The organism is Limnohabitans sp. T6-5, from assembly GCF_003063315.1.
Classification (GTDB): domain Bacteria; phylum Pseudomonadota; class Gammaproteobacteria; order Burkholderiales; family Burkholderiaceae_C; genus Limnohabitans_A.
Window position 1 is genome coordinate 92,249 of sequence record NZ_NERV01000001.1, and the last position, 23,012, is coordinate 115,260.

1 protein-coding gene is annotated in these 23,012 nt (G+C 61.0%); it reads left to right on the plus strand.

The window, feature by feature from the left end; translation table 11 throughout:
* The first annotated feature begins 19 nt into the window (after positions 1 to 19).
* Complete coding sequence (locus tag B9Z51_RS00365; protein WP_108370863.1) at positions 20 to 23,008, plus strand: YDG domain-containing protein; 22,989 nt, start codon at positions 20 to 22, stop codon at positions 23,006 to 23,008.
* Positions 23,009 to 23,012: the final 4 nt, after the last annotated feature.

Sequence of the window (23,012 nt, forward strand, 5' to 3'; positions counted from 1 at the left end):
GTCCTTTTGGTGTTCATAAATGAATTCGAATTTATTCAAGACGGTCTTCTCCAAGCGTTTGGGCGCTTTGGTTGCCGTGGGCGAGCACGCCACCAGCCAAGGCAAAGCCACGGGCGGCCATGGTGTGGGCGGCTTCAACCTCATGGGAGTCTTGAGTGCGGGAGGCGCGTATTTCATCGGCCCCCTCGTCTTCAGCTTTGCTCTGATCACCCTGGCCTGGGCTGCGCCCGCCAACAACGCCCTGCCCTCTGGCGGCAAGGTGGCCCAGGGCGCTGTGGCCATCAGCCAAAGCGGCGCCAACATGGCGATCAATCAGAGCACCGCCCGCGCCGTGGTCAACTGGCAAAGTTTTGACATTGGCAAAGATGCCAAAGTCAACATCGTTCAGCCCAATGCCCAGGCCGTGCTGCTCAACCGTGTCACGGGCGTGGCCCCCAGCCAGATCTTTGGCCAGATGTCGGCCAATGGCCAGGTCGTTTTGGTCAACCCCAACGGTGTCACTTTTGGCAAAGACGGCTCGGTCAGCGCCGCAGGCCTGACGGCCAGCACGCTCAACATTTCAGACGCCGACTTCATGGCCGGGCGCAACCGCTTCACCCGCGATGGCGCCACCAGCGAAGTCGTCAACCAAGGCACGCTGACAGCCGCCCCCGGCGGTTATGTGGCCCTGCTGGGTGCCAGCGTGAGCAACGAGGGAAAAATTTACGCGCCCCAAGGCAACGTGGCCCTGGGCGCCGCCGAAGTCATCACCCTGCCCATGACGGGCACAGGCCGCATCAAGATGGAATTGAGCCCTGCCGCCATCAACGCGGCCGTGGCCAACCAAAAAGGCGGCAGCATCGTCACCGAAGGCGGTCAGGTTTATATGCAAGCGGCCGCCATGGGCAATGCCATGGCCAGCGTGCTGCAATCGGGCAGCATTGACACTTCGGGCGCGCAAGGCGGTGCGGTGCATCTGCTGGCGGACGGCGGCACCATCAAGGTGGACGGCAGCATCAACGCCAACAGCACCGGCAAAGACGACAAAGGCCAGACCCGCAAAGGCGGCGACATCATCATTGGGCGTGACGAAGACACCGGCGTGCTGGCGCGTTACACCGATGTGAGCGGTGCCAGGCTGGAAAGCCAAGGGGGCTTGGTCGAAACATCGGGCGATGTCCTGAAATCACAAGAGGCGCGCGTCCAAGCAGGCGAATGGCTGCTGGACCCCTTCAACATCACCATCGCCGCCAGCGGCGCCTCGGGCACCGTTTACAACGCCAACTACAACGCGGTGCTTGACTCCGTCATCCTGGCCTCGGACATTGCCAACAGCCTGAATGCAGGCACCAGCGTGACCCTGGCCGGAGGCACCGCAGGTGCCAGCGCAGGCAATATTACGGTCAACGCCAGCATTGCCAAAACCAGCGGCGCTGCAGCCACGCTGACCCTGAAGGCCCAAAACGACATTGTGTTGGCCGCCAACACCACCATCAGCTCCACCAGCGGCGCCTTGAACGTGGTGCTCAACAGCGATGTCGACGGCGGCGGTGCAGGCGCCATTGTGATGAACAGCGGCTCGGGCATCACCAGTCTGGGAGGCAACATCACGCTGGGCGGGGGTACTGCAGGAACGGGTGCCAGTTGGGCCAGAGGCAACGCCACCAACGTCAATGGCATCACCCTGACCAGTGCCACCATCAATGCAGGTGGCGGTAACATCTTGATGAACGGTTACGGCATGTCTGGGGCAATTGTGGCCTCAGGCGTGAACATGAATGGCAGCACCATCAGCACGACTGGAGCTGGAACGCTACAAATATCAGGAAGTGCGGCTTCAACCAGTAATAACTCAGATGGGGTGTTTGTCAACGGTACATCCATAACGGGTGGCAGCACTGGCACAGTCACGATCACAGGGACAGCCAGCACCACTGGCCCTAGCGGCGGAAACTTCCATGGCGTCAGACTGCAAAGCAACGGAACCTCAGATGCTCTGATCACCTCCACCGGGGGCAATGTATCGGTCACGGGCACTGGGGGTGGGGCATCAACGGGTACAGGCACCTTCAGCTATGGCATATCCCTCGCCAGTGGACTCATCACGGCAGGCGGAACAGGAACCGTGAATGTCACCGGAACAGGTGGCTCAGGCACGTCAGGGTCAAACTTCGGCATTGCGTTGTTCAGCACCAGTTTCACCAATGGCATCTCATCTTCAGGCGGTGCCATCACCGTCACTGGCATATCCGATACCGTCGGCTCCACCAGTTCTGGCATCCGGTTTTATGGCACCATGAAGGGCGGTATTTTCAGCAGCAACAATGCCCCGATCACACTGATCACCGACAGTCTGGTGATCGACTCAGGCGCAGGCGTCATCAATGCGGGCACAGGCACCGTGACGGTCAAGAACCGCACAGGCACCACCACGGTCAACGTGGGCGGCACCGGCACCGACACCCTGACTGGAACCACCCTGGGCCTGGATGTGTCAGCCGCCGAATTGGGCGCGATCACCGCAGGCAAGATCGTGGTGGGCCGCAATGATGCCACCGGCTCGGGGGCCGTCACCGTGAACGCCCTCAACATGGGCGCCATGGGCAACACCAGTGCCAGCCTGTCTGTGCTCAGCAGCGGCAACATCGCGGTCAACGGCGCCGTCACCAAAACAGCGGGCACAGATGCCACCTTGAGCCTGCTGGCCAACAACAACATCACCGTGGCCACCAACACCACCATCACCGGCAGTTCGGGCATGCTCAATGTGCTGCTCAACAGCGACAGCGATGCCAGCGGCGCGGGCGGCATTGTGTTCAACACCGGCTCGGGCGTGACCAGCAATGGCGGCAACATCACTTTGGGGGGGGGATCAGCCCTCAATGGCTCTGGCGTGGCCGTGGGAGATGGTGGCACCTCGACCAAAGGCATTGATCTGGCCACAGCCGCCTTCAATGCGGGGGGCGGCAACATTGCCATGACGGGCACCACCTGGGCCGCTGCGCCTTCGGCGCCAGCGATTCAGGGTATCAACGTGAACGGTGGTTCGATTCAAACCAGTGGCGCCGGAACGATCGACTTGAGGGGCTACAACAACACGACCACCAACACCAACGGCACCGGCGTGTCATTGAGTAATACCACGGTCACGGGTGGATCGACTGGAACAGTGTCCATCATCGGCGATGCCCGAGCCGCTACGTCCACCGGCAATTACATTTACGGCACAGCTCTGGGCACGGGCGCCAAAGTCACGTCTACTGGCGGCAATATTGCCATCACCGGTTACGGTGGCAACACGGGCACCGGTTCCAGCACCAGCGATATCGGTGTGGCCATCAGTGGTGGCGCCGTTGCTGGCGTGGGGGCTGGCACCGTCACGATCACCGGAACGGGTGGCAAAGGCCCTACAGGCAATAACTGGGGGGTTTATACAGCCACCACGGCGGGCACAAGTGTGACGTCGCAAGGCGGCGACATCAACATCATCGGCACGGGCGGGACGGGCACAGGAAGTGTCGGCATTCTGATTGGTGGCGGCACGGTGGGCGTGGCCACAGGCACAACGAGTGCCAATGTGATCTTGACCTCAGACAGCACGCAAATACAGACGGCCACCATCAACTCGGGCACGGGCACCACCACCATTCAGAATAAAACAGCCGGCACTTTGATCAATGTGGGCGGGAATGATGTGCTCAACACCACGCCGCTCACCCTGGGCATCTCCAATGCCGAGATGAATCTGATCAAGGCAGGCACCCTCAAGATTGGCAGCACCACATCGGGGGCCATGACCACCACTGCCGCAGTGACCACAGCCGCGACCACGGGCAATGTGTACCTGCAGTCGGGCAGCACCCTGACCGCGTCTAGCGCGTTCACCAGTGGTGCGGGCCTTTTGTTGCAAACGGCTGGCGGGGCCATCTCGACCACCGCTGCACTGGCGGGCACCAACGTGTCTCTGGACAACACCGGGGGCGCCATCAACTGGAGCACTGGCGCTCTCACGGCGGGTGCCAGCTCGGGCAGCGCCACCAACGCTGTCAACATTGCCAGCAGCATCACCGCGACGGGCAACGTCAACATTTTGGGCAATGTGGCCACGACCACCAACACCGGCGTCAATTTGACCAGCGCGGGCTCGATCACCAGCTCGGGCACGGCGGCCACGATCAACATCACATCGAATGGCAACTTGGTCAATGCGGCCGCGATCAAAGACACCGGCACCACGGGCACGGGTTCCAACATCAACCTGACATCGACCAGCGGCACGATCACGGGTGCAGGTGCGATAGGCGACACCACCAACAAAAATGCCAGCGTGACCTTCACGCAAAGTGGCACCAGCAACTATGACGGCGCGATCAACGCCGCCAACTTCACCAAGGCGGGCACCGGGGCTTTGACGCTTGACTCGTGGGCGCTTGTCGCGCCCGCCACACCGGTGGCCAGCAACATCTCCAACGCCTACACGGTGAAGGCGGGCAGCTTGACGCTTGCACCAGGCGCCACGTATGCCCAGCTCAATCCAGCCAGCGTGAACGTAGAAAACACATCGAGCTTTTCGATCAGCAGTGCTGGCAATGGCTGGTGGAAAAATACGGCCTTCAACTTCACTGGCGGGCTGGGTGGCGGCACCATGAATTTTGGGGGCAATCCCATTGGCGCCACGGGAACGACAAACGTCTTCAGCACCAGTGGTGGCGCCACCAATACCATCAGCGGTGTGTTCAACGCCAACTCGGCCAACGTCAACTTGAACCTGACCCCTGCGACCAGTGGCACCACACTTTTGGATGGCAGTTTTGCAGCGTTGGCCTTCACGCAAAGTGCGCAAGCCGCTTTTGGCTTGCAAGGCGCTGGCACGGTCAACATGTCCGGTGGTGGCAACCTGCTGATCAAAGACAAAGTCAGCGCCACCAGCTTCAACATCAATGCGGGCAACGTGCAGGTTGGTGACGGCACTGCCGCGACGGGCTCTACAACGGCTACGCTGGATGCCACCAACCTGAACATCGCGGCGGGCACCAAACTGACCTTCAACCGTGCAGAGGCCTATTCAAACGCATCCGTCATCACGGGTGCAGGCAGCCTGATTCAGGCCGGGGCTGGTGTGGTCACCTTGACCGGCAACAGCAGTGCCTTTGCCGGTGCCACCACCGTGAATGCGGGCAAGACCTTGGCCATCGGCACCGGCGGCTATTTGGGTGCTGCGGGCAGCACGCTCACGCTGACCGACAGTGCCTCCAATTTGTCGTTCACCAACACATCGGGCACGTCAACCGTGGCCAGTACCATCAGCGGCCCCGGCACCGTGACAGAAAACGGCGCAGGCGGCATTGGCTTGCTCTTGGCCAATAACACCTACACCGGCATCACCACCACCACAGCAGGCACCTTGCAAGTGGGCAACGGCGGCACCACCGGCTCTTTGGGCACGGGGTCGGTCACCGACAACAGCGCCTTGGTCTTCAACCGCTCGGACAACATCACCGTCTCCAATGCCATCAGCGGCTCGGGCACCGTGACCCAAGCAGGCACGGGTGTGCTGACGTTTCCACAGGCGGGCACCGGCACCGTCAACAACACCTACACGGGCCAAACGTATGTCAATGCGGGCACACTGTCTTTAAAGGCCACGTCCAACACGGCGCAGTACGGCACAGGCCAGTTCAACATCGCCAGCGGCGCCACCTTGAATTTCGATGTAGCCACAGGCATCAACACCACCGCTTACACCAACACGACTTTTGCGGGCAATGGCACCCTCACCAAAACAGGGGCCGGGCAGGTGGTGTGGAACACCACAGCGGGCACCTTCAACATGGGTGCAGGCTCGCTGATTGATGTTCAAGCGGGTAGTTTTGTCGGTGGTTCCAGCAGCAATGAAGTATGGACCAACAACTTATCCAGCTTGAATGTGGCATCGGGCGCCTTATTTTATGGCTCCGAGTCCAATGTTCGCGTCGATGCCCTAACGGGTGCAGGCACTGTGGCAACGGGATGGAGCACCTCCGGCAGCATCACGGTGGGCGTCAATGGCACTGCAGCCGGCACTTACAACCCCACGGCGGGGACCGCTACTTTTTCGGGCGACATCAAGTCAACGACGAGCAACACCGGCGTCACCTCGCTCAGCAAAGTCGGCGCGGGCACGCAAATCCTGACCGGCACCAACACCTATACAGGCAACACCACCATCAGCGCAGGCACCTTGCAAATTGGCGATGGAGGCACCACCGGCACCTTGGGCACCGGCGCTGTCACCGACAACGCCTCACTGGTGTTCAACCGAAGCAACGCGATGACCGTGGCCAATGCCATCAGTGGCACAGGCACCTTGACGCAGGCGGGCACAGGCACCTCCATCCTGACGGGCGCCAACAGCTACGCAGGCACCACCACCATCAGCGCAGGCACCCTGCAAGTGGGCAATGGCGGCACGACCGGCACCCTGGGCACGGGTGCGGTCGTGGACAACGGCAATTTGACCTTCAATCGCTCGGACGCCGTGCTGGTCAGCAACACCATCAGTGGCTCGGGCACCTTGTCGCAAACCGGTGCAGGCACCACAACGCTGACGGCAGACAACACGTATGCAGGCACGACCTCCATCAGTGGCGGCACCTTGCAAGTGGGCAATGCGGGCACCACGGGCACTTTGGGCGCGGGCAGTGTCACGCTCAGCAACAACGCCAACTTGAGCTATGTGCGCGCGGCCGACACCACCATCGCCAACACCATTTCGGGCACAGGCAATGTGTCGGCCAGCATCACCGGCGCGGCGAACAACCTGACCGTTGCCAACGCGATCAGCCTGACGGGCGGCACGGTCAATTTGGTCACCGATGCCAATCTGTCGGTCACGCAAGCCATCAGCACCACCAACACCAGCAGCTCAGCGATCTTCCTGGAAGCCGGAAAATCCACCGCCGCCGGAACCGCCACAGGCGGCGACGTCACGCTGTCGGGCAGTGGCGCTTTGACGGCAGGAACAGGTGCGCGCATCACCATCGAAACAGGATCAGTGGCGGGCAGCACGGGCCTGGGCGTTTTGCCGGGCAACAGCCGCTTCAACAGCGATGAGCTCACCACCAACTACAACACCACAACAGCAGCCTTGGGTTCGGGCCTTTTTGCGATTTACCGTGAATCGCCCATCTTGACGGCCGCCTTCATCAACGCCAGCAAGACTTACGATGCGCAAGCCTACAGCGGCAACAACGGCCTGACGTACACCGGGTATGTGAATGGTGACACCAACGCCCTGGTGACCACCACCACGGCAGGCACATCGCAAGGCGCCAAAAATGCGGGCACCTACACCCTGACGGGCACCGGCACCAGCGATCTGGGCTACACCCTGCTTTACACGCCCGGCACCTTGACGGTGGACAAAGCCAATCTGAGCCTGGCGGGCACACGCGTCTATGACGCGGGCACCACATTTGCCGGACAGTACCTGACCGCCACCGGCGTGGCGGGCGAGACGTTCACAGTCGCAGGAAGCGGCGATGCCAGCAACCTGGCCACCAAGAATGTCCAAAGCGCGCAGTCCTTGAGCAGCTTGGCAGGCCTGTCGCTGGGCAGCAGCAGCAATGGCGGTTTGAGTGACAACTACAACCCCTTGAGCGCCACGGCATCGAGCGTGAGCGTGACACCCAAAGCCGCCACCGTCAGCGCCACGGCCACCAACCTGACCTACAACGCCGCGACGCAAAACCAACTGGCCGAAACCACCAGCGGCTTCATCGCCGGGGATGCGATCACCGTGACCGGCCAGGCCAGCGGCAAAAATGCAGGCAGCTATGCTTCCAACCTGGCGCTCACCGGCACCGATCTGGGCAACTACAGCGTCACCGTCAACAACGCGAGCCTGGTCATTGACAAGGCCGCACTGACCGCCACGGGCAACAGCAGCACCGTCACCTACAACGGTAACAACCAAAGCGTAAGTGGCTTGACCGTCACCGGTCTGCAAGGCAGCGACACTGCGGGCAGCCTGAGCACGCTGTCCGCCTCGGGTGCCACAGCCAAAAATGCAGGCACTTACAGCAACGTGGTCAGCGCAGGCACTGAGACCAACTACACCATCACCACGGTCAACGGCACCTTGCAAATTGACAAGGCCACCCTGACCGCCACCGGCAACAGCGGCTCGGTCACCTACAACGGAAGCACCCAGAGCGTGAGCGGTTTGACCGTCATCGGCCTGCAAGGCAGCGACACCGTGAGCAGCCTGAGCACGCTGTCCGCCTCGGGTGCCTCAGCCCAAAACGCAGGCACTTACAGCAACGTGGTCAGCGCGGGCACCGAAACCAACTACATCGTGAACACGGTCAACGGCACCTTGCAAATTGACAAGGCCATCCTGACCGCCACTGGCAACAGCGGCAGTTTCACCTACAACGGCAACACCCAAAGCGTCAACGGCTTCACCGTGACCGGTCTGCAAGGCAGCGACCAGGCATCCAGCCTGGCCAGCCTCAACGCCACAGGCGCTTCGGGCAAGAACGCGGGCAGCTACACCAACACCGTGACGGCGGGCACCGAGGCCAACTACACCATCAACACCGTCAACGGCAGCATGCAGATTGGTCGCGCCGATCTGGTGCTGTCGGGCACACGCGTATACGACGCCAGCAAGACCTTTGCCGGGCAGTACCTGACGGCCACCGGCGTGGCGGGTGAGACCTTCACCATGACCGGCACAGGCGACGCCAGCAATTTGGCCAGTAAAAATGTGCAGACCAACCAGGTCTTGAGCAGCCTCACCGGCCTGAGCTTGGGCACGAGTGCCAATGGCGGCCTGACTGGCAACTACAACGCCTTGAGCACGGTCGCATCGAGCGTGAGCGTGACACCAAAATCCGCCACCGTCAGCGCCACGGCCACCAACGTGACTTACAACGCCGCCACACAAAACCAGCTGGCCGAAACCATCAGCGGCTTCATCGCCGGGGATTCGATCACCGTGACCGGCCAGGTCAGTGGCCAAAACGCAGGCAGCTATGCCTCCAATCTGGCCGTCAGCGGCGCCGATCTGGGCAACTACAGCATCACCGTCAACAACGCCAATCTGGTGATTGGCAAAGCGGCACTGACCGCCACCGGCAACAGCGGCACCGTCACCTACAACGGCGCCGACCACAGCGTGAGCGGCCTGACCGTGTCGGGCCTGCTGGGCAGCGACACCGTTTCGGGCCTGAGTACGCTGTCCGCTTCAGGAGCCACCGGCAAGAACGCTGGCACATACAGCAACACAGTCACAGCGGGCACCGAAACCAACTACACCGTGACCACGGTCAATGGCACGCTGCAAATTGACAAGGCCGCTTTGACGGCCACCGGCAACAGCGGCTCGGTCACCTACAACGGCGGCACGCAGAGCGTGACGGGGTTCACCGTCTCGGGCCTGCAAGGAAGCGACACCGTTGCCAGCCTGGCGAGCGTTTCGGCCACGGGCGCATCGGGCAAGAACGCAGGCACGTACACCAACACGGTCACCGCTGGCACCGAAGCCAACTACACCGTGACCACGACCAACGGCACTTTGCAAATCGGCAAAGCCAGCTTGACAGCCACCGGCAACAGCGGCGCCCTCACCTACAACGGCGCCGACCAAAGCGTGTCGGGCTTCACCGTCTCGGGCCTGTTGGGTTCGGACACCGTCTCCAGCCTGAGCAGCATCACCGCCGCAGGCGCCACCGGCAAGAATGCGGGAACCTACAGCAACGTGGTCACCGCAGGCACCGAAGCCAACTACACCGTGAGCACGGCCAACGGCACTTTGCAAATTGGCAAGGCCGCTTTGACCGCCACCGGCAACAGCGGCTCGCTCACCTACAACGGCGCCGACCAAAGCGTGTCGGGCTTCACCGTCTCGGGCCTGCTGGGCTCGGACACCGTCGCCAGCCTGAGCAGCGTCAGCGCTGCAGGCGCCACCGGCAAGAACGCAGGCAGCTACACCAACACCGTGACAGCGGGCACCGAAGCCAACTACACCGTGACCACGGCCAATGGCACATTGCAGATTGGCCGCGCTGATCTGGTCCTGTCGGGCACACGCGTGTATGACGCGGGCACCTCTTTTGCCGGTCAGTACCTGACGGCCACGGGCGTGGGCGGCGAAACCTTCGCCATCACAGGCACCGGCAGCGCTGGCAACCTGTCCAGCAAGAATGTGCAGGTGCAGCAAGCCCTGAACAGCTTGGCCGGTCTGGCCCTGGGCAGCAGTGCCAATGGCGGTCTGAGCAGCAACTACAACACGCTGTCGACTGTGGGCTCCCAAGTCAACGTGACGCCAAAATCGGCCACGGTGAACGCCACAGCCACGAGCACCACGTACAACGGCACGCTGCAAAACCAGGCTACCGAGACCACCAGTGGCTTCATCGCCGGGGACACGGTCACCGTGTCGGGCCAGGCCAGCGGCAAACATGCGGGCACCTATGTGTCGAGTCTGGCCGTGGGTGGCACAGACGCCAGCAACTACAACGTCACCCTGAACAACGCCAATTTGGTCATTGACAAAGCAGCTTTGACGGTGACGGCCACTTCGGTGAGCAAGACCTATGACGGCACCTTGAACGCCTCGGGCACAGGCACCGTGGGCGCCTTGGCCGGTGCTGGCGACAGTGTGGACAGTGCGGGCAGCCAAGCCTTCCTGGACAAGAACGCGGGCACAGGCAAAACCGTGCGGGCTTCGGGCGTGACGATCAAGGACGCGGCCAACGCCGACATGAGCGCCAACTACAGCATCACCTATGTAGACGATGTCAGCAGCGTCATCAACAAGGCCAGCCTGACCGTGACGGCCAATGCCGATGCGCGCTTTGTGGGCCGCAGCGATGTGGCGGGTTATGCCGGCGTGAGCTACACGGGTCTGGTGGCCGGTGAAACGCCCGGCGTGCTGGGCGGCAACCTGACCATCAACCGCACCAATGCAAGCGAGGGCAAGGCAGGCAACTACAGCGGCGTGCTGGCACCCAGCGGCTTGACATCGGGCAACTACGACATCAGCTACGTCAACGGTGACTACACCATCGTGCCGGCTGACCGCTTGCTGGTGCGCACCAGCAATGTGACCACCACTTACGGCAGCGCCGTGACGTATGAGACCACGGCGCAGTACCTGGATTCGAACGACGACGCCATCATTACCCTGACGCGTACTGGCACGGGCAACAACTACACCTTCAACGACGGTGTCGGCACCACGGTCAATACGGTGCTCAAGCCTTACAGTGGCACCAGCTTGGCAGCCTTGAGCACTTCGGGCAACACGGTGGTGGGCACCTACGCTATCAAGGATGCCGCCCCCACAGTGACGGGCGGCAACTTTATCGGCCCCATGATCTTCGTGGGCACCTTGACGGTCAACACCCAAGAAATCGCCCCCACAGCCACCAACGTGAGCAAGGTGTACGACGGCACCACCGCCATCAGCAATGTGCTGGGCATGGGCGGCAAAGTGACGGGCGATGTCTTGTCAATTGGCGGCTCAACAGCTTTTGCCAGCAAGAACGCAGGCACAGGCCTGGCCTATACCGTCTCTGGCATCACCCTGAGCGGGGCCGACGCCGCCAACTACCACCTGGCAGGTGGCGCCACCACGTTGACTGGCAACGACGGCGTGATCACGCCTGCGGCCTTGAAGCTGACCAGCAGCGATGTGGTGAAGGTCTATGACCGCACGACGGCCGCCGTCGGCACCGCCCTCGTCACCCAGGGCACGCAGCTGTATGCCAGCGACTCCATCACAGGCGGCGCCTTCAGCTTCAACGACAAAAATGTCGGCGCGGGCAACAAGGTGGTGAGCGTGTCGGCAGTCACCATCAACGATGGTAACAACGGCAACAACTACACCGTCACCTACATCGACAACACCACCAGCACCATCACGCCCAAAAGCCTGACGGCCAACTACAGTGCTGTCAGCAAAACCTACGACGGCAACACTTTGGCCAGCGTGACGGGCAACTCCGGCGATGTGATCAGCGGCGACGCGGTCAGCCTGAGCAACACTGCCGCCAGCTTTGACAACAAAAACGTGGGCATTGGCAAAACCGTGACCGTGACGGGCATTGGCCTGAGCGGCGCCGATGCGGGCAACTACAGCCTGCAAAACAGCAGCGCCACGACCACCGCCAACGTGACCGCCAAAAACCTGACGGCCAGCTACAGCGCCACCAGCAAGACCTATGACGGTGGTGTGGCCGCCAGTGTGGCAGGCAGCTCGACCGACATCGTCAGCGGCGATGTGGTGGACTTCAGCAACACCAGTGCCGTGTTTGCCGACAAGAATGCCGGCACGGCCAAATCGGTAGCCATCGCGGGCATTGCCATCGCGGGCACCGATTCAGGCAATTACGCCTTGCAAAACACCACGGCCAACACCATTGCGGACATCACCCGCAAAGATGTGAGCCTGAGCAGCCTGAGCGCGGCCAACAAGGTGTATGACGGCACCGCGAGCGCCAGCATCACCGCAGGCAGCATTGCCACCGGTGTGGGCAGCGAGACTTTGCTGGTCAGCGGCGTGGGTTCGTTCAGCGACAAGAACGCCGCAGCAGGCAAGACAGTCACGGTGTCCGATGTCACGACCTTGAGCCAAAGCAATGGCACGGGCGACTGGAGCAACTACCGCTTGACGACCACCGGTGCACTGAGCACCACGGCCGACATCACGCCCAAAGCCATCACCCTGACGGGCATCACCGCCGCCAGCAAGACCTATGACGGCGGCACATCGGCCACCGTCTCCACCGCCAGCGCTGTCTTCAATGACAAAGTCTCTGGCGACGACCTCTCGGTGATCAGCACCGGCAGCTTTGCCGACAAGACCGCCGCCACCGGCAAGACCGTCACTTTGGTCAACACATTGGGCGGCACCGATCTGGGCAACTACACCGTCACCGACCAAGCCAGCACCACGGCCGACATCACCAAAAAGACCATCAGCCTCTCCGGCATCACCGCCGCCAACAAGACTTACGACGGCAACACCTCGGCCACCGTCTCCACCACCAATGCGGTCTTCAACGACCAGATCGCAGGCGACAAACTCAGCGTCACCAGCGCCGGCACCTTCAGCGACAAGACAGCCGCCACGGGCAAAACCGTCAACCTGAGCAACACCCTGGGCGGTGATGACCTGGCCAACTACACCGTGACCGACCAGGCCAACACCACGGCCGACATCAGCAAGAAAGCCATCAGCCTCTCCGGCATCACCGCCGCCAACAAGACTTACGACGGCAACACGTCGGCCACGGTGTCCACGGCCAGCGCTGTGTTCAATGACCAGATTGCGGGCGATGTGCTCACGGTGAGCAGCTCCGGCACCTTCAGCGACAAAACGGCCGCCACGGTCAAGACCGTGACGCTGGTCAACACCTTGGGGGGTGCGGACCTCACCAACTACACCGTCACCGATCAGGCCAGCACAACAGCCGACATCGCCAAAAAGGCCATCAGCCTGAGTGGCATCACCGCCAGCAATAAGACTTATGACGGCAGCACCTCGGCCACAGTATCCACCACTGGCGCTGTGTTCAACGATCAGATCGCAGGCGACAAACTGAGCGTCACCAGCACCGGCACCTTCAGCGACAAAAATGTCGCGGTGGGCAAAACCGTGGCCTTGGTCAACACCTTGGCGGGTGATGATTTGGGCAACTACACCGTGACCGACCAGGCCAGCACCACAGCCGATATCGGCAAAAAAGCCATCAGCCTCTCCGGCATCACGGCCGCCAGCAAAACTTACGACGGCACGGTGACCGCCACCGTGTCCACCACCAACGCTGTCTTCAATGACAAAGTCTCTGGCGACGACCTTTCGGTGCTCAGCACAGGCAGCTTCAGCGACAAGACAGCCGCCAGCGGCAAGACGGTCAACCTGACCAACACCTTGAGTGGCCTTGATCTGGGCAACTACAGCATCACCGATCAGACCAGCACCACGGCCGACATCAGCAAGAAGGCCATCAGCTTGAGCGGCATCACCGCCGCGAACAAGACTTACGACGGCAGCAGCTCGGCCACCGTCTCCACCGCCAGCGCCGTGTTCAACGACCAGATTGCAGGCGACAAACTGAGCGTCACCAGCTCCGGCAGTTTCAGTGACAAGAACGCGGCAACGGGCAAGACCGTCAACCTGAGCAACACCCTGGGTGGCGCAGACCTGGCCAACTACATCGTGACCGACCAGGTCAACACCACGGCCGACATCGCCAAGAGGACCATCAGCCTCTCCGGCATCACCGCCGCCAGCAAGACCTACGACGGAACAACAGCCGCCACCGTGTCCACCGGCAGCGCCTTTTTCAACAACAAAGTCTCTGGTGACGACCTCTCGGTAACCAGCACCGGCACTTTCAGCGACAAGACGGCTGCCACCGGAAAGACCGTCAACCTGAGCAACACCCTGGGGGGTGCTGATCTGGGCAACTACACCGTGACCGATCAGGCCAGCACCACGGCCGACATCAGCAAGAAGGCCATCGGCCTGAGCGGCATCACCGCCGCCAACAAGACTTACGACGGCAACACGAGCGCAACGGTTTCCACAACGGGTGTTGTGTTCAACGACCAGATTACTGGTGATGTACTGACCGTCACCAGCACGGGCACCTTCAGCGACAAAACAGCTGCCAACGGCAAGACCGTAAACTTGGTCAACACCCTGGGCGGCACAGACCTCGCCAACTACACCGTGACCGATCAGGCCAGCACCACGGCCGACATCACGAAAAAGGCCATCAGTCTGAGCGGCATCACCGCCGCCAACAAGACTTACGACGGCAACACCTCGGCCACCGTCTCCACCGCCAGCGCCGTGTTCAACGACCAGGTTGCAGGCGACAAACTGAGCGTCACCAGCACCGGCACCTTCAGCGACAAGAACGCGGCAACGGGCAAGACCGTCAACCTGAGCAACACCCTGAGCGGTGATGACCTCGCCAATTACACCGTGACCGACCAGGCCAGCACCACGGCCGACATCAGCAAGAAAGCCATTAGCCTCTCCGGCATCACCGCCGCCAGCAAGACCTACGACGGCAACACGACGGCGACGATGTCCACGTCCAGCGCTGTCTTCAATGACAAAGTCTCTGGCGACGACCTCTCGGTGACCAGCACCGGCACCTTCAGCGACAAGACGGCTGCCATCGGCAAGACCGTGACACTGGTCAACACCTTGGGTGGCGCTGATCTGGGCAACTACAGCGTGACCGAACAGCTCAGCACCACGGCCGATATCAGCAAAAAGGCCATCAGCCTCTCCGGCATCACCGCCGCCAACAAGACTTACGACGGCAACACGAGCGCAACGGTTTCCACCACGGGTGTTGTGTTCAACGACCAGATTACTGGTGATGTGCTGACCGTGAGCAGCACCGGCACTTTCAGCGACAAGACGGCCGCCAATGGCAAGACAGTCACACTGGTCAACACCCTGGGCGGCACCGATCTGGGTAACTACACCATCACCGATCAGGCCAGCACCACGGCCGACATCACCAAAAAGACCATCAGCCTGAGCGGCATCACCGCCGCCAACAAGACTTACGACGGCAACAACTCGGCCACCGTCTCCACCACCCATGCGGTCTTCAACGACCAGATCGCAGGCGACAAACTGAGCGTCACCAGCACCGGCACCTTCAGCGACAAGAACGCGGCAACAGGCAAGACCGTCAACCTGAGCAACACCCTGGGCGGTGATGATCTGGGCAACTACACCATCACCGACCAGGCCAGCACCACGGCCGACATCGCCAAAAAGACCATCAGCCTCTCCGGCATCACGGCCGCCAGCAAGACCTACGATGGCAACACGACGGCGACAGTCTTCACTGCCAACGCTGTGTTCAATGACCAAATTGCGGGCGACGTGCTCACGGTGGCCAGCACCGGCACCTTCAGCGACAAGACCGCCGCCACCGGCAAGACCGTGACCTTGGTCAACACCTTGGGTGGCACCGATCTGGGCAACTACAGCGTGACCGATCAGGTCAGCACCACGGCCGACATCAGCAAGAAGAGCATCAGCCTGAGCGGCATCACCGCCAGCAACAAGACCTACGACGGCAGCACATCGGCCACGGTGTCGACTGCCAGCGCTGTCTTCAATGACAAAGTCTCTGGAGATGACCTCTCGGTGCTCAGCACCGGCACCTTCAGCGACAAGAATGTCGCGGTGGGCAAATCCGTGGCCCTGGTCAACACCCTGGGTGGCGCAGACCTGGCCAACTACACGGTGACCGATCAGGCCAGCACCACGGCCGACATCACCAAGAAGGCCATCAGCCTCTCCGGCATCACCGCTGCCAACAAGACCTATGACGGCAACACTGCGGCGACGGTTTCGACCGCCGGCGCGATCTTCAATGACAAAGTGACAGGTGATGACCTGACCGTGAACAGCACCGGCACCTTCAGCGACAAGAACGCAGCGGCCGGTAAAACCGTCAATTTGAGCAACACGCTCGGCGGCGCAGACCTCGGCAACTACACCGTGACCGACCAGCCCAGCACCCTGGCAGACATTCACAAGAAATCTGTCATCCTGGACAACATCACCGCTGCCAGCAAAACCTATGACGGCAGCGCCACCGCCACGATCCTGTCTGGTGCCATCAGCGGCACCATCGCTGGGGAATCCCTGGCCGTCAGTGGCACGGGCAGTTTCTCTGACAAGAACGTGGCCAACGACAAGACCGTGACGGTCTCTGACGTGACCGCCCTCACCCAGACCAATGGCTCGGGTGACTGGAACAACTACAGCCTGAGCACCTCGGGCAGCATGAGCACCACCGCCCACATCACGCCCAAGTCGGTGACGCTGGACAGCGTCGTGGCCGCCCACAAGACTTATGACGGCAACACCACGGCCAGCATTTCATCGGGCGTGGTCAGCGGCACCGTCGCTGGCGAAACCTTGAGCGTCATCGGCACGGGGGTCTTTGCGGACAAAAACGTCGCCACCGGCATCGCAGTCGATGTCGCTGATGTCACCGCTCTGACCAAAGCCAATGGCACTGGCGACTGGGCCAACTACGCACTGACCACCACTGGCGCTGCGAGCACCACGGCCAACATCACCAAAGCCAGCTTGCAAGCGGCCTTGACCGGCACTGTGGAAAAAACCTACGACGGCACCACCACCGCCACCAACCTGAACAACAGCCACTTTGCACTGACCGGCTGGGTGGGCAGCGAAGGCGCCAGCGTCACGCAGGTCAACGGCAGCTATGCCAGCAAAAATGTATCGGACAACAGTGGCACAGGCACGGTCTCGGTCACCCTGGCTACTGGCGACTTCACAGCCGCTTCGGGCACTTTGCTGAGCAACTACCAGTTGCCCACTTCGGCCACCGGTCTGGTGGGCAAGATCACCCCCGCACTGTTGTCGGTCAAGGTCAACGACACCACGGCCTTTGTGACGCAAGATGGCAACCTGGCGGCCGACAAGGGTCTGAGTTACACCGGATTTGTGAACGGCGACACGGCCGCAACCGCCTTGACTGGCAGCCCCACACGCACCTACTCAGGCGCGACCTATCCGGTGGCTGGCGTTTATGCCAATGTGTATGACCTGAGCGCGGCCCCCACAGCCAACAATGGCAATTACACCGTCAGCGTGACCAAGGGTCAGCTCACGGTGGTGCCTGCAGACAAACTGCTGATTGGCATTGGCGGCAAAACCTATACCTATGGCAGCTTGACCGGCACCACGGCCGGTGCCAGCGCAGACGCGGTCACGGCCCAGTACTGCTTGAGCAGCGATTGCAGCGTCGGCAGTCTGGTCAATCTGAACATGACCGCTTTGGGCAATGGCAATTGGCAGGCCACCGACAACACTGGCACCTCGGTCACTTTCTCGACCTTGATTGACAGCACGGGCAAGCTGTCCACCGGTGGCTTTGTCAATGTGGGCAACTACACCTACAACAGCTCAGCCATCACCATTGCCCCCAGCAGCAACCCGAACTTCGTTGACCGCGTGGTCAATGGCGGTGTGCTGACGATTGACCCCAAGGTATTGACACTGAGCGCTGTGGATGTCTCCAAGGTCTATGACGGCAGCACATCACTGCTTGGCCGAACGCTGAACACCTCCGGGGTCATGACGGCCGACGTGGTGAGCGCCAGCAGCACGGGCGGCAGCTTCGACAGCAAAAATGCAGGCAGTCGCACCTACTCCTTCACCGGCCTGGGTCTGAGTGGCACCGATGCCAGCAACTACGCCATCCAGGTGAGCACGGTCACCGGCACCGGCAGCATCACACCCAAGGATGTGACGCTGACTGCGGCCAGCGTGAGCAAGACGTACAACGGCAATACAACTTACACCACCACGACAGCGGATCTGGACGCACTCACGGGTCAGTTGATCGCGGGCGACACCGTGAGCGGTGCCACCATCAGCTACACCGACAAGAATGTCTCGCGCGATACCAGCGGCACGGTCTTGAGCAACAAGACCGTCACGCTCGACAGCGTGACCCTGAACGACGGCAACAGCGGCGGCAACTACACCGTAACGCGTCTGGGCAACAGCAACAGCACCATCACGCCAAAAACCCTGGCGGCCACCGACATCTCCGCCGTGCAAACCACCTATGGCTCACCGGCCAACACCGGTGCCGTGACGTTGACGGGCCTGGAAACAGGCGATGTGGTCAACGCATCGGCCAGCTTGGTCAGCGCCCAAAACAGCAGCAGCGGCCAGCTCAAGGCGGGCAGTTACTTCCAAACCACCGACAGCACCTTGACCGGCAGCCAAGCCGGCAACTACAGCCTGCCCAACTTCACGACAGCGTCGACCAACTATGTGGTCGAGAAGCTGGCTTTGACCGGTGCAGCCATTGCAGGCGTCACAACCACTTACGCCACAGCGGCTGATGCGGGTGCTGTGAGTTTCACGAACGTGCAAGGCGCAGTCGGCAGCAAAGACAAAGTCACGTCTGTCGCATCCATCGTCGACGCAAACAGCAGCGCCAACATCAGCACCAGCGGTAACCTCAAAGCAGGCAGCTACAACCAAACCGCTACAGTCATCAGCGGCGACGATGCCGCCAACTACAGCTTTGCGGGCATCACGACCACTGACAATAACTACGTGGTCAACAAGCTGGCTTTGACCGGCGCTGCGATTGCAGGCGTCACCACCACTTACGCCACAGCGGCTGATGCAGGTGCTGTGAGTTTCACGAACGTGCAAGGCGCGGTCGGCAGCAAAGACAAAGTCACGTCTGTCGCATCCATCGTCGACGCAAACAGCAGCGCCAACATCAGCACCAGCGGTAACCTCAAAGCAGGCAGCTACAACCAAACCGCTACAGTCATCAGCGGCGACGATGCCGCCAACTACAGCTTTGCGGGCATCACGACCACTGACAATAACTACGTGGTCAACAAGCTGGCTTTGACCGGCGCTGCGATTGCAGGCGTCACCACCACTTACGCCACAGCGGCTGATGCAGGTGCTGTGAGTTTCACGAACGTGCAAGGCGCAGTCGGCAGTAAAGACAAAGTAACTTCTGTCGCATCCATCGTAGATGCCAGCAATGCCGCCAATATCAGCACCAGCGGTAACCTCAAAGCAGGCAGCTATAACCAGACTGCCACCGCCATCAGCGGCGACGATGCCGCCAACTACAGCTTTGCGGGCATCACGACCACCGACAATAACTACGTGGTCAACAAGCTGGCTTTGACCGGTGCAGCGATTGCTGGCGTCACCACCACTTACGCCACTGCAGCCGATGCAGGTGCTGTGAGTTTCACGAACGTGCAAGGCGCAGTCGGCAGCAAAGACAAAGTCACGTCTGTCGCATCCATCGTCGACGCAAACAGCAGCGCCAACATCAGCACCAGCGGTAACCTCAAAGCAGGCAGCTATAACCAGACTGCCACCGCCATCAGCGGCGACGATGCCAGCAACTACAGCTTTGCAGGCATCACGACCACCGACAAGAACTATGTGGTCAACAAGCTAGCACTGAACGGAGCTGCCATCGCCGATGTAACCACGACCTATGGCACAACCGCCAACACCGGCGCTGTTACCTTCACCAACGTGATCGACAGCGATGTTGTCACACCCGCCACCGCCACACTGGTCACGCCCGGCTACAGCACCAGCAACAACTTGAAGGCGGGCAGCTATGCGCAAAACGTGACCGGCAGTTTGACCGGCACAGATGCAGACAACTACAGCTTCACCGGCCTGACGACCACCAGTAACAATTACACGGTCAACAAGCTGGCCTTGACCGGCGCTGCGATTGCGGACGTGACCACCACCTACGGCACCATCGCCGCCAATGGCGCGGTGACTTTCCGCAATGTGATTGCCGGTGACGTGGTGACCCCCGCAGGCTCTATCTTGGTGGCTGCCGCGCAGAGTTCCAGTGGCAACCTCAAAGCGGGCAACTACGCCCAGAACGTGATCGGCAACTTGAGCGGCGCCGATGGCGACAACTACAGCTTTGGCGGAATGACCACGACCTCCAACAACTACGTGGTCAAAAAGCGTGAATTGACTGGCGCGGCCATTGCCAATGTCTCAACGACGTACGGCACCTATGCCGCCAATGGCGCGGTCACCTTCGACAATGTACTGGGCAGCGATGTCGTCACGCCTGCTGCGGTCACCTTAGTCGACGCTGCGACAAGTTCCAGCGGCAACCTGAAGGCGGGCAGCTATGCCCAAAACGTGATCGGCACCTTGACCGGCACCGACGCTGACAACTACAGCTTCAGCGGCATGACCACATCGACGCCCAACTATGTGGTCAAGAAACTGGCCCTGACGGGTGCAGCCATTGCCGATGCGGCCACGGTCTACGGCACCACCACCCCCACGGGTGCGGTCAGCTTTGGCAATGTGCTGGGCGCCGATCAGGTCTATGCCGACACGGCCACGCTGGTCAATCCTGCCTTCAGTTCCAGCAACAAGCTCAAAGCAGGCAGCTACGCCCAAAGCGTGACTGGCACCTTGACCGGCACCGATGCTGACAACTACAGCTTTGGGGGCATGACTACCAGCAGCAACAACTATGTGGTCAGCAAGCTGGCATTGACAGGCGCCGCCATTGCCGATGTCGGCACGACATATGGCACCTCTGCCGCCACTGGCGCGGTGAGCTTTGGCAACGTGATCGGCACAGATGTGGTGACACCGGCCACCGCCACACTGGTCACGCCCGGCTACAGCAGCAGCAACCAGCTCAAAGCTGGCAGCTACGCCCAAAGCGTGACTGGCGCCCTGACCGGCACCGATGCTGACAACTACAGCTTTGGTGGCATGACCACCAGCAGTAGCAACTATGTGGTCAGCAAGCTGGCTTTGACGGGCGCCGCCATTGCCGATGTCGGCACGACATATGGCACCTCTGCCGCCACTGGCGGGGTGACATTTGGCAACGTGATCGGTACAGATGTGGTGACACCGGCCACCGCCACACTGGTCACGCCCAGCTACAGCAGCAGCAACAACCTCAAAGCTGGCAGCTACGCCCAAAGCGTGACGGGCGCCTTAACCGGCACCGACGCTGACAATTACAGCTTCAACGGCATGACTACCACCGGGACGAATTACGTGGTCAACAAGTTGGCCCTGAAAGATGCTGCAATTGCGGATGTCACCACCACCTACGGCACACCCATCAGCACCGGCGCGGTCAGCTTCACCAATGTGATCAGCGGGGATGTCATCACCCCCGCTGAGGCCACCCTGGTTTTCCCAAGCGTGGCCTCACTGCTGCGCAGCCGGTCTTTGCCCATCGCGCCTGCTGGCTCAGCCAACTACAGCACCAGCGGCAACCTCAAAGCAGGCAGCTACGCGCAGTCCGTGACCGGCATGCTGACTGGCGCAGACGCAGACAACTACAGCTTTGAGGGACTAACCACCAGCAGTGCCAACTACACCGTGAACAAACTGGCGCTGACAGGCGCTGCCATTGCAGGCGCCTCCACCACTTATGGCAGCCCCATCGTCACAGGCGCCGTGAGCTTTGGCAATGTTTTGACCAACGATGTGGTCACCCCTGCCACTGCCACCTTGGTCGCCCCCGGCTACAGCTCCAGCAACACGCTGAAGGTGGGCAACTACATTCAAACTGTGGTGGGAACGCTCACCGGTGCAGACGCGGACAACTACAGTTTTGGTGGGTTCACCGCCTGCTGCACCGCTGACAGGTATGTGGTCACCCCTAAGACACTGGTGGTCAAGGTGGATGCCCTGGACAAGGTCTATGACAGCAACAACCTGGCATCGCTCAGCCAAATGCGCAGTGCAGAAATCGTCGGCGCTGACAAGGTCAATTTCGCCAACACCAGCGTTGTGTTTGACAACAAGAACGTGACCCGCGATGCCTCTGGTCAAGTGATCAACAAAATGGTCACCGTGCGCGGCTTGAGCATCAGCGGTGACGATGCGGCCAACTATGTGCTCGACAGCACCACCTTGACCGGCCTGGCCAAGATCACCCCCAAACCGGCAACCGTCAACGGCACGGCCACCGAGGTGATGTTCAATGGCTTGCTCCAATGGCAACAACCGGCCACCACGCAAGGCTTCATCACGGGCGATGACATTCAGCTCAATGGCCTGGCCACTGGTCTGGACATCGGCACCTACACCTCCCGCCTCAATGCCCTTGGCAACGATGTGAACAACTACGCAGTGGTGGTGAACAACAATCAGCTGGCCATCACGCCCGCGCCCTCATCGGCCCCGGTGCTCTCTGCCACCACCGCCAGCTTGGCCAATTCAGCCAACCCCGTCAACCCGTCCAACTCGGCCAGTGCTATGGCCAGCCATGTGTCTTATTTGGGCTACACCACCACCTCCTCGCAAACAGGTTCGGCCACTTCCGGCGTGAGTCTGCCTGCCCCCTACACCACCACGTCCATGACATGCTCCGTCGCCAACATGGATGCTTGCCTGTGCCAGGTCACATCGATAAGTTCTGTCGAGTTTTGCCAACCCACCAATTCCAAATAAATCA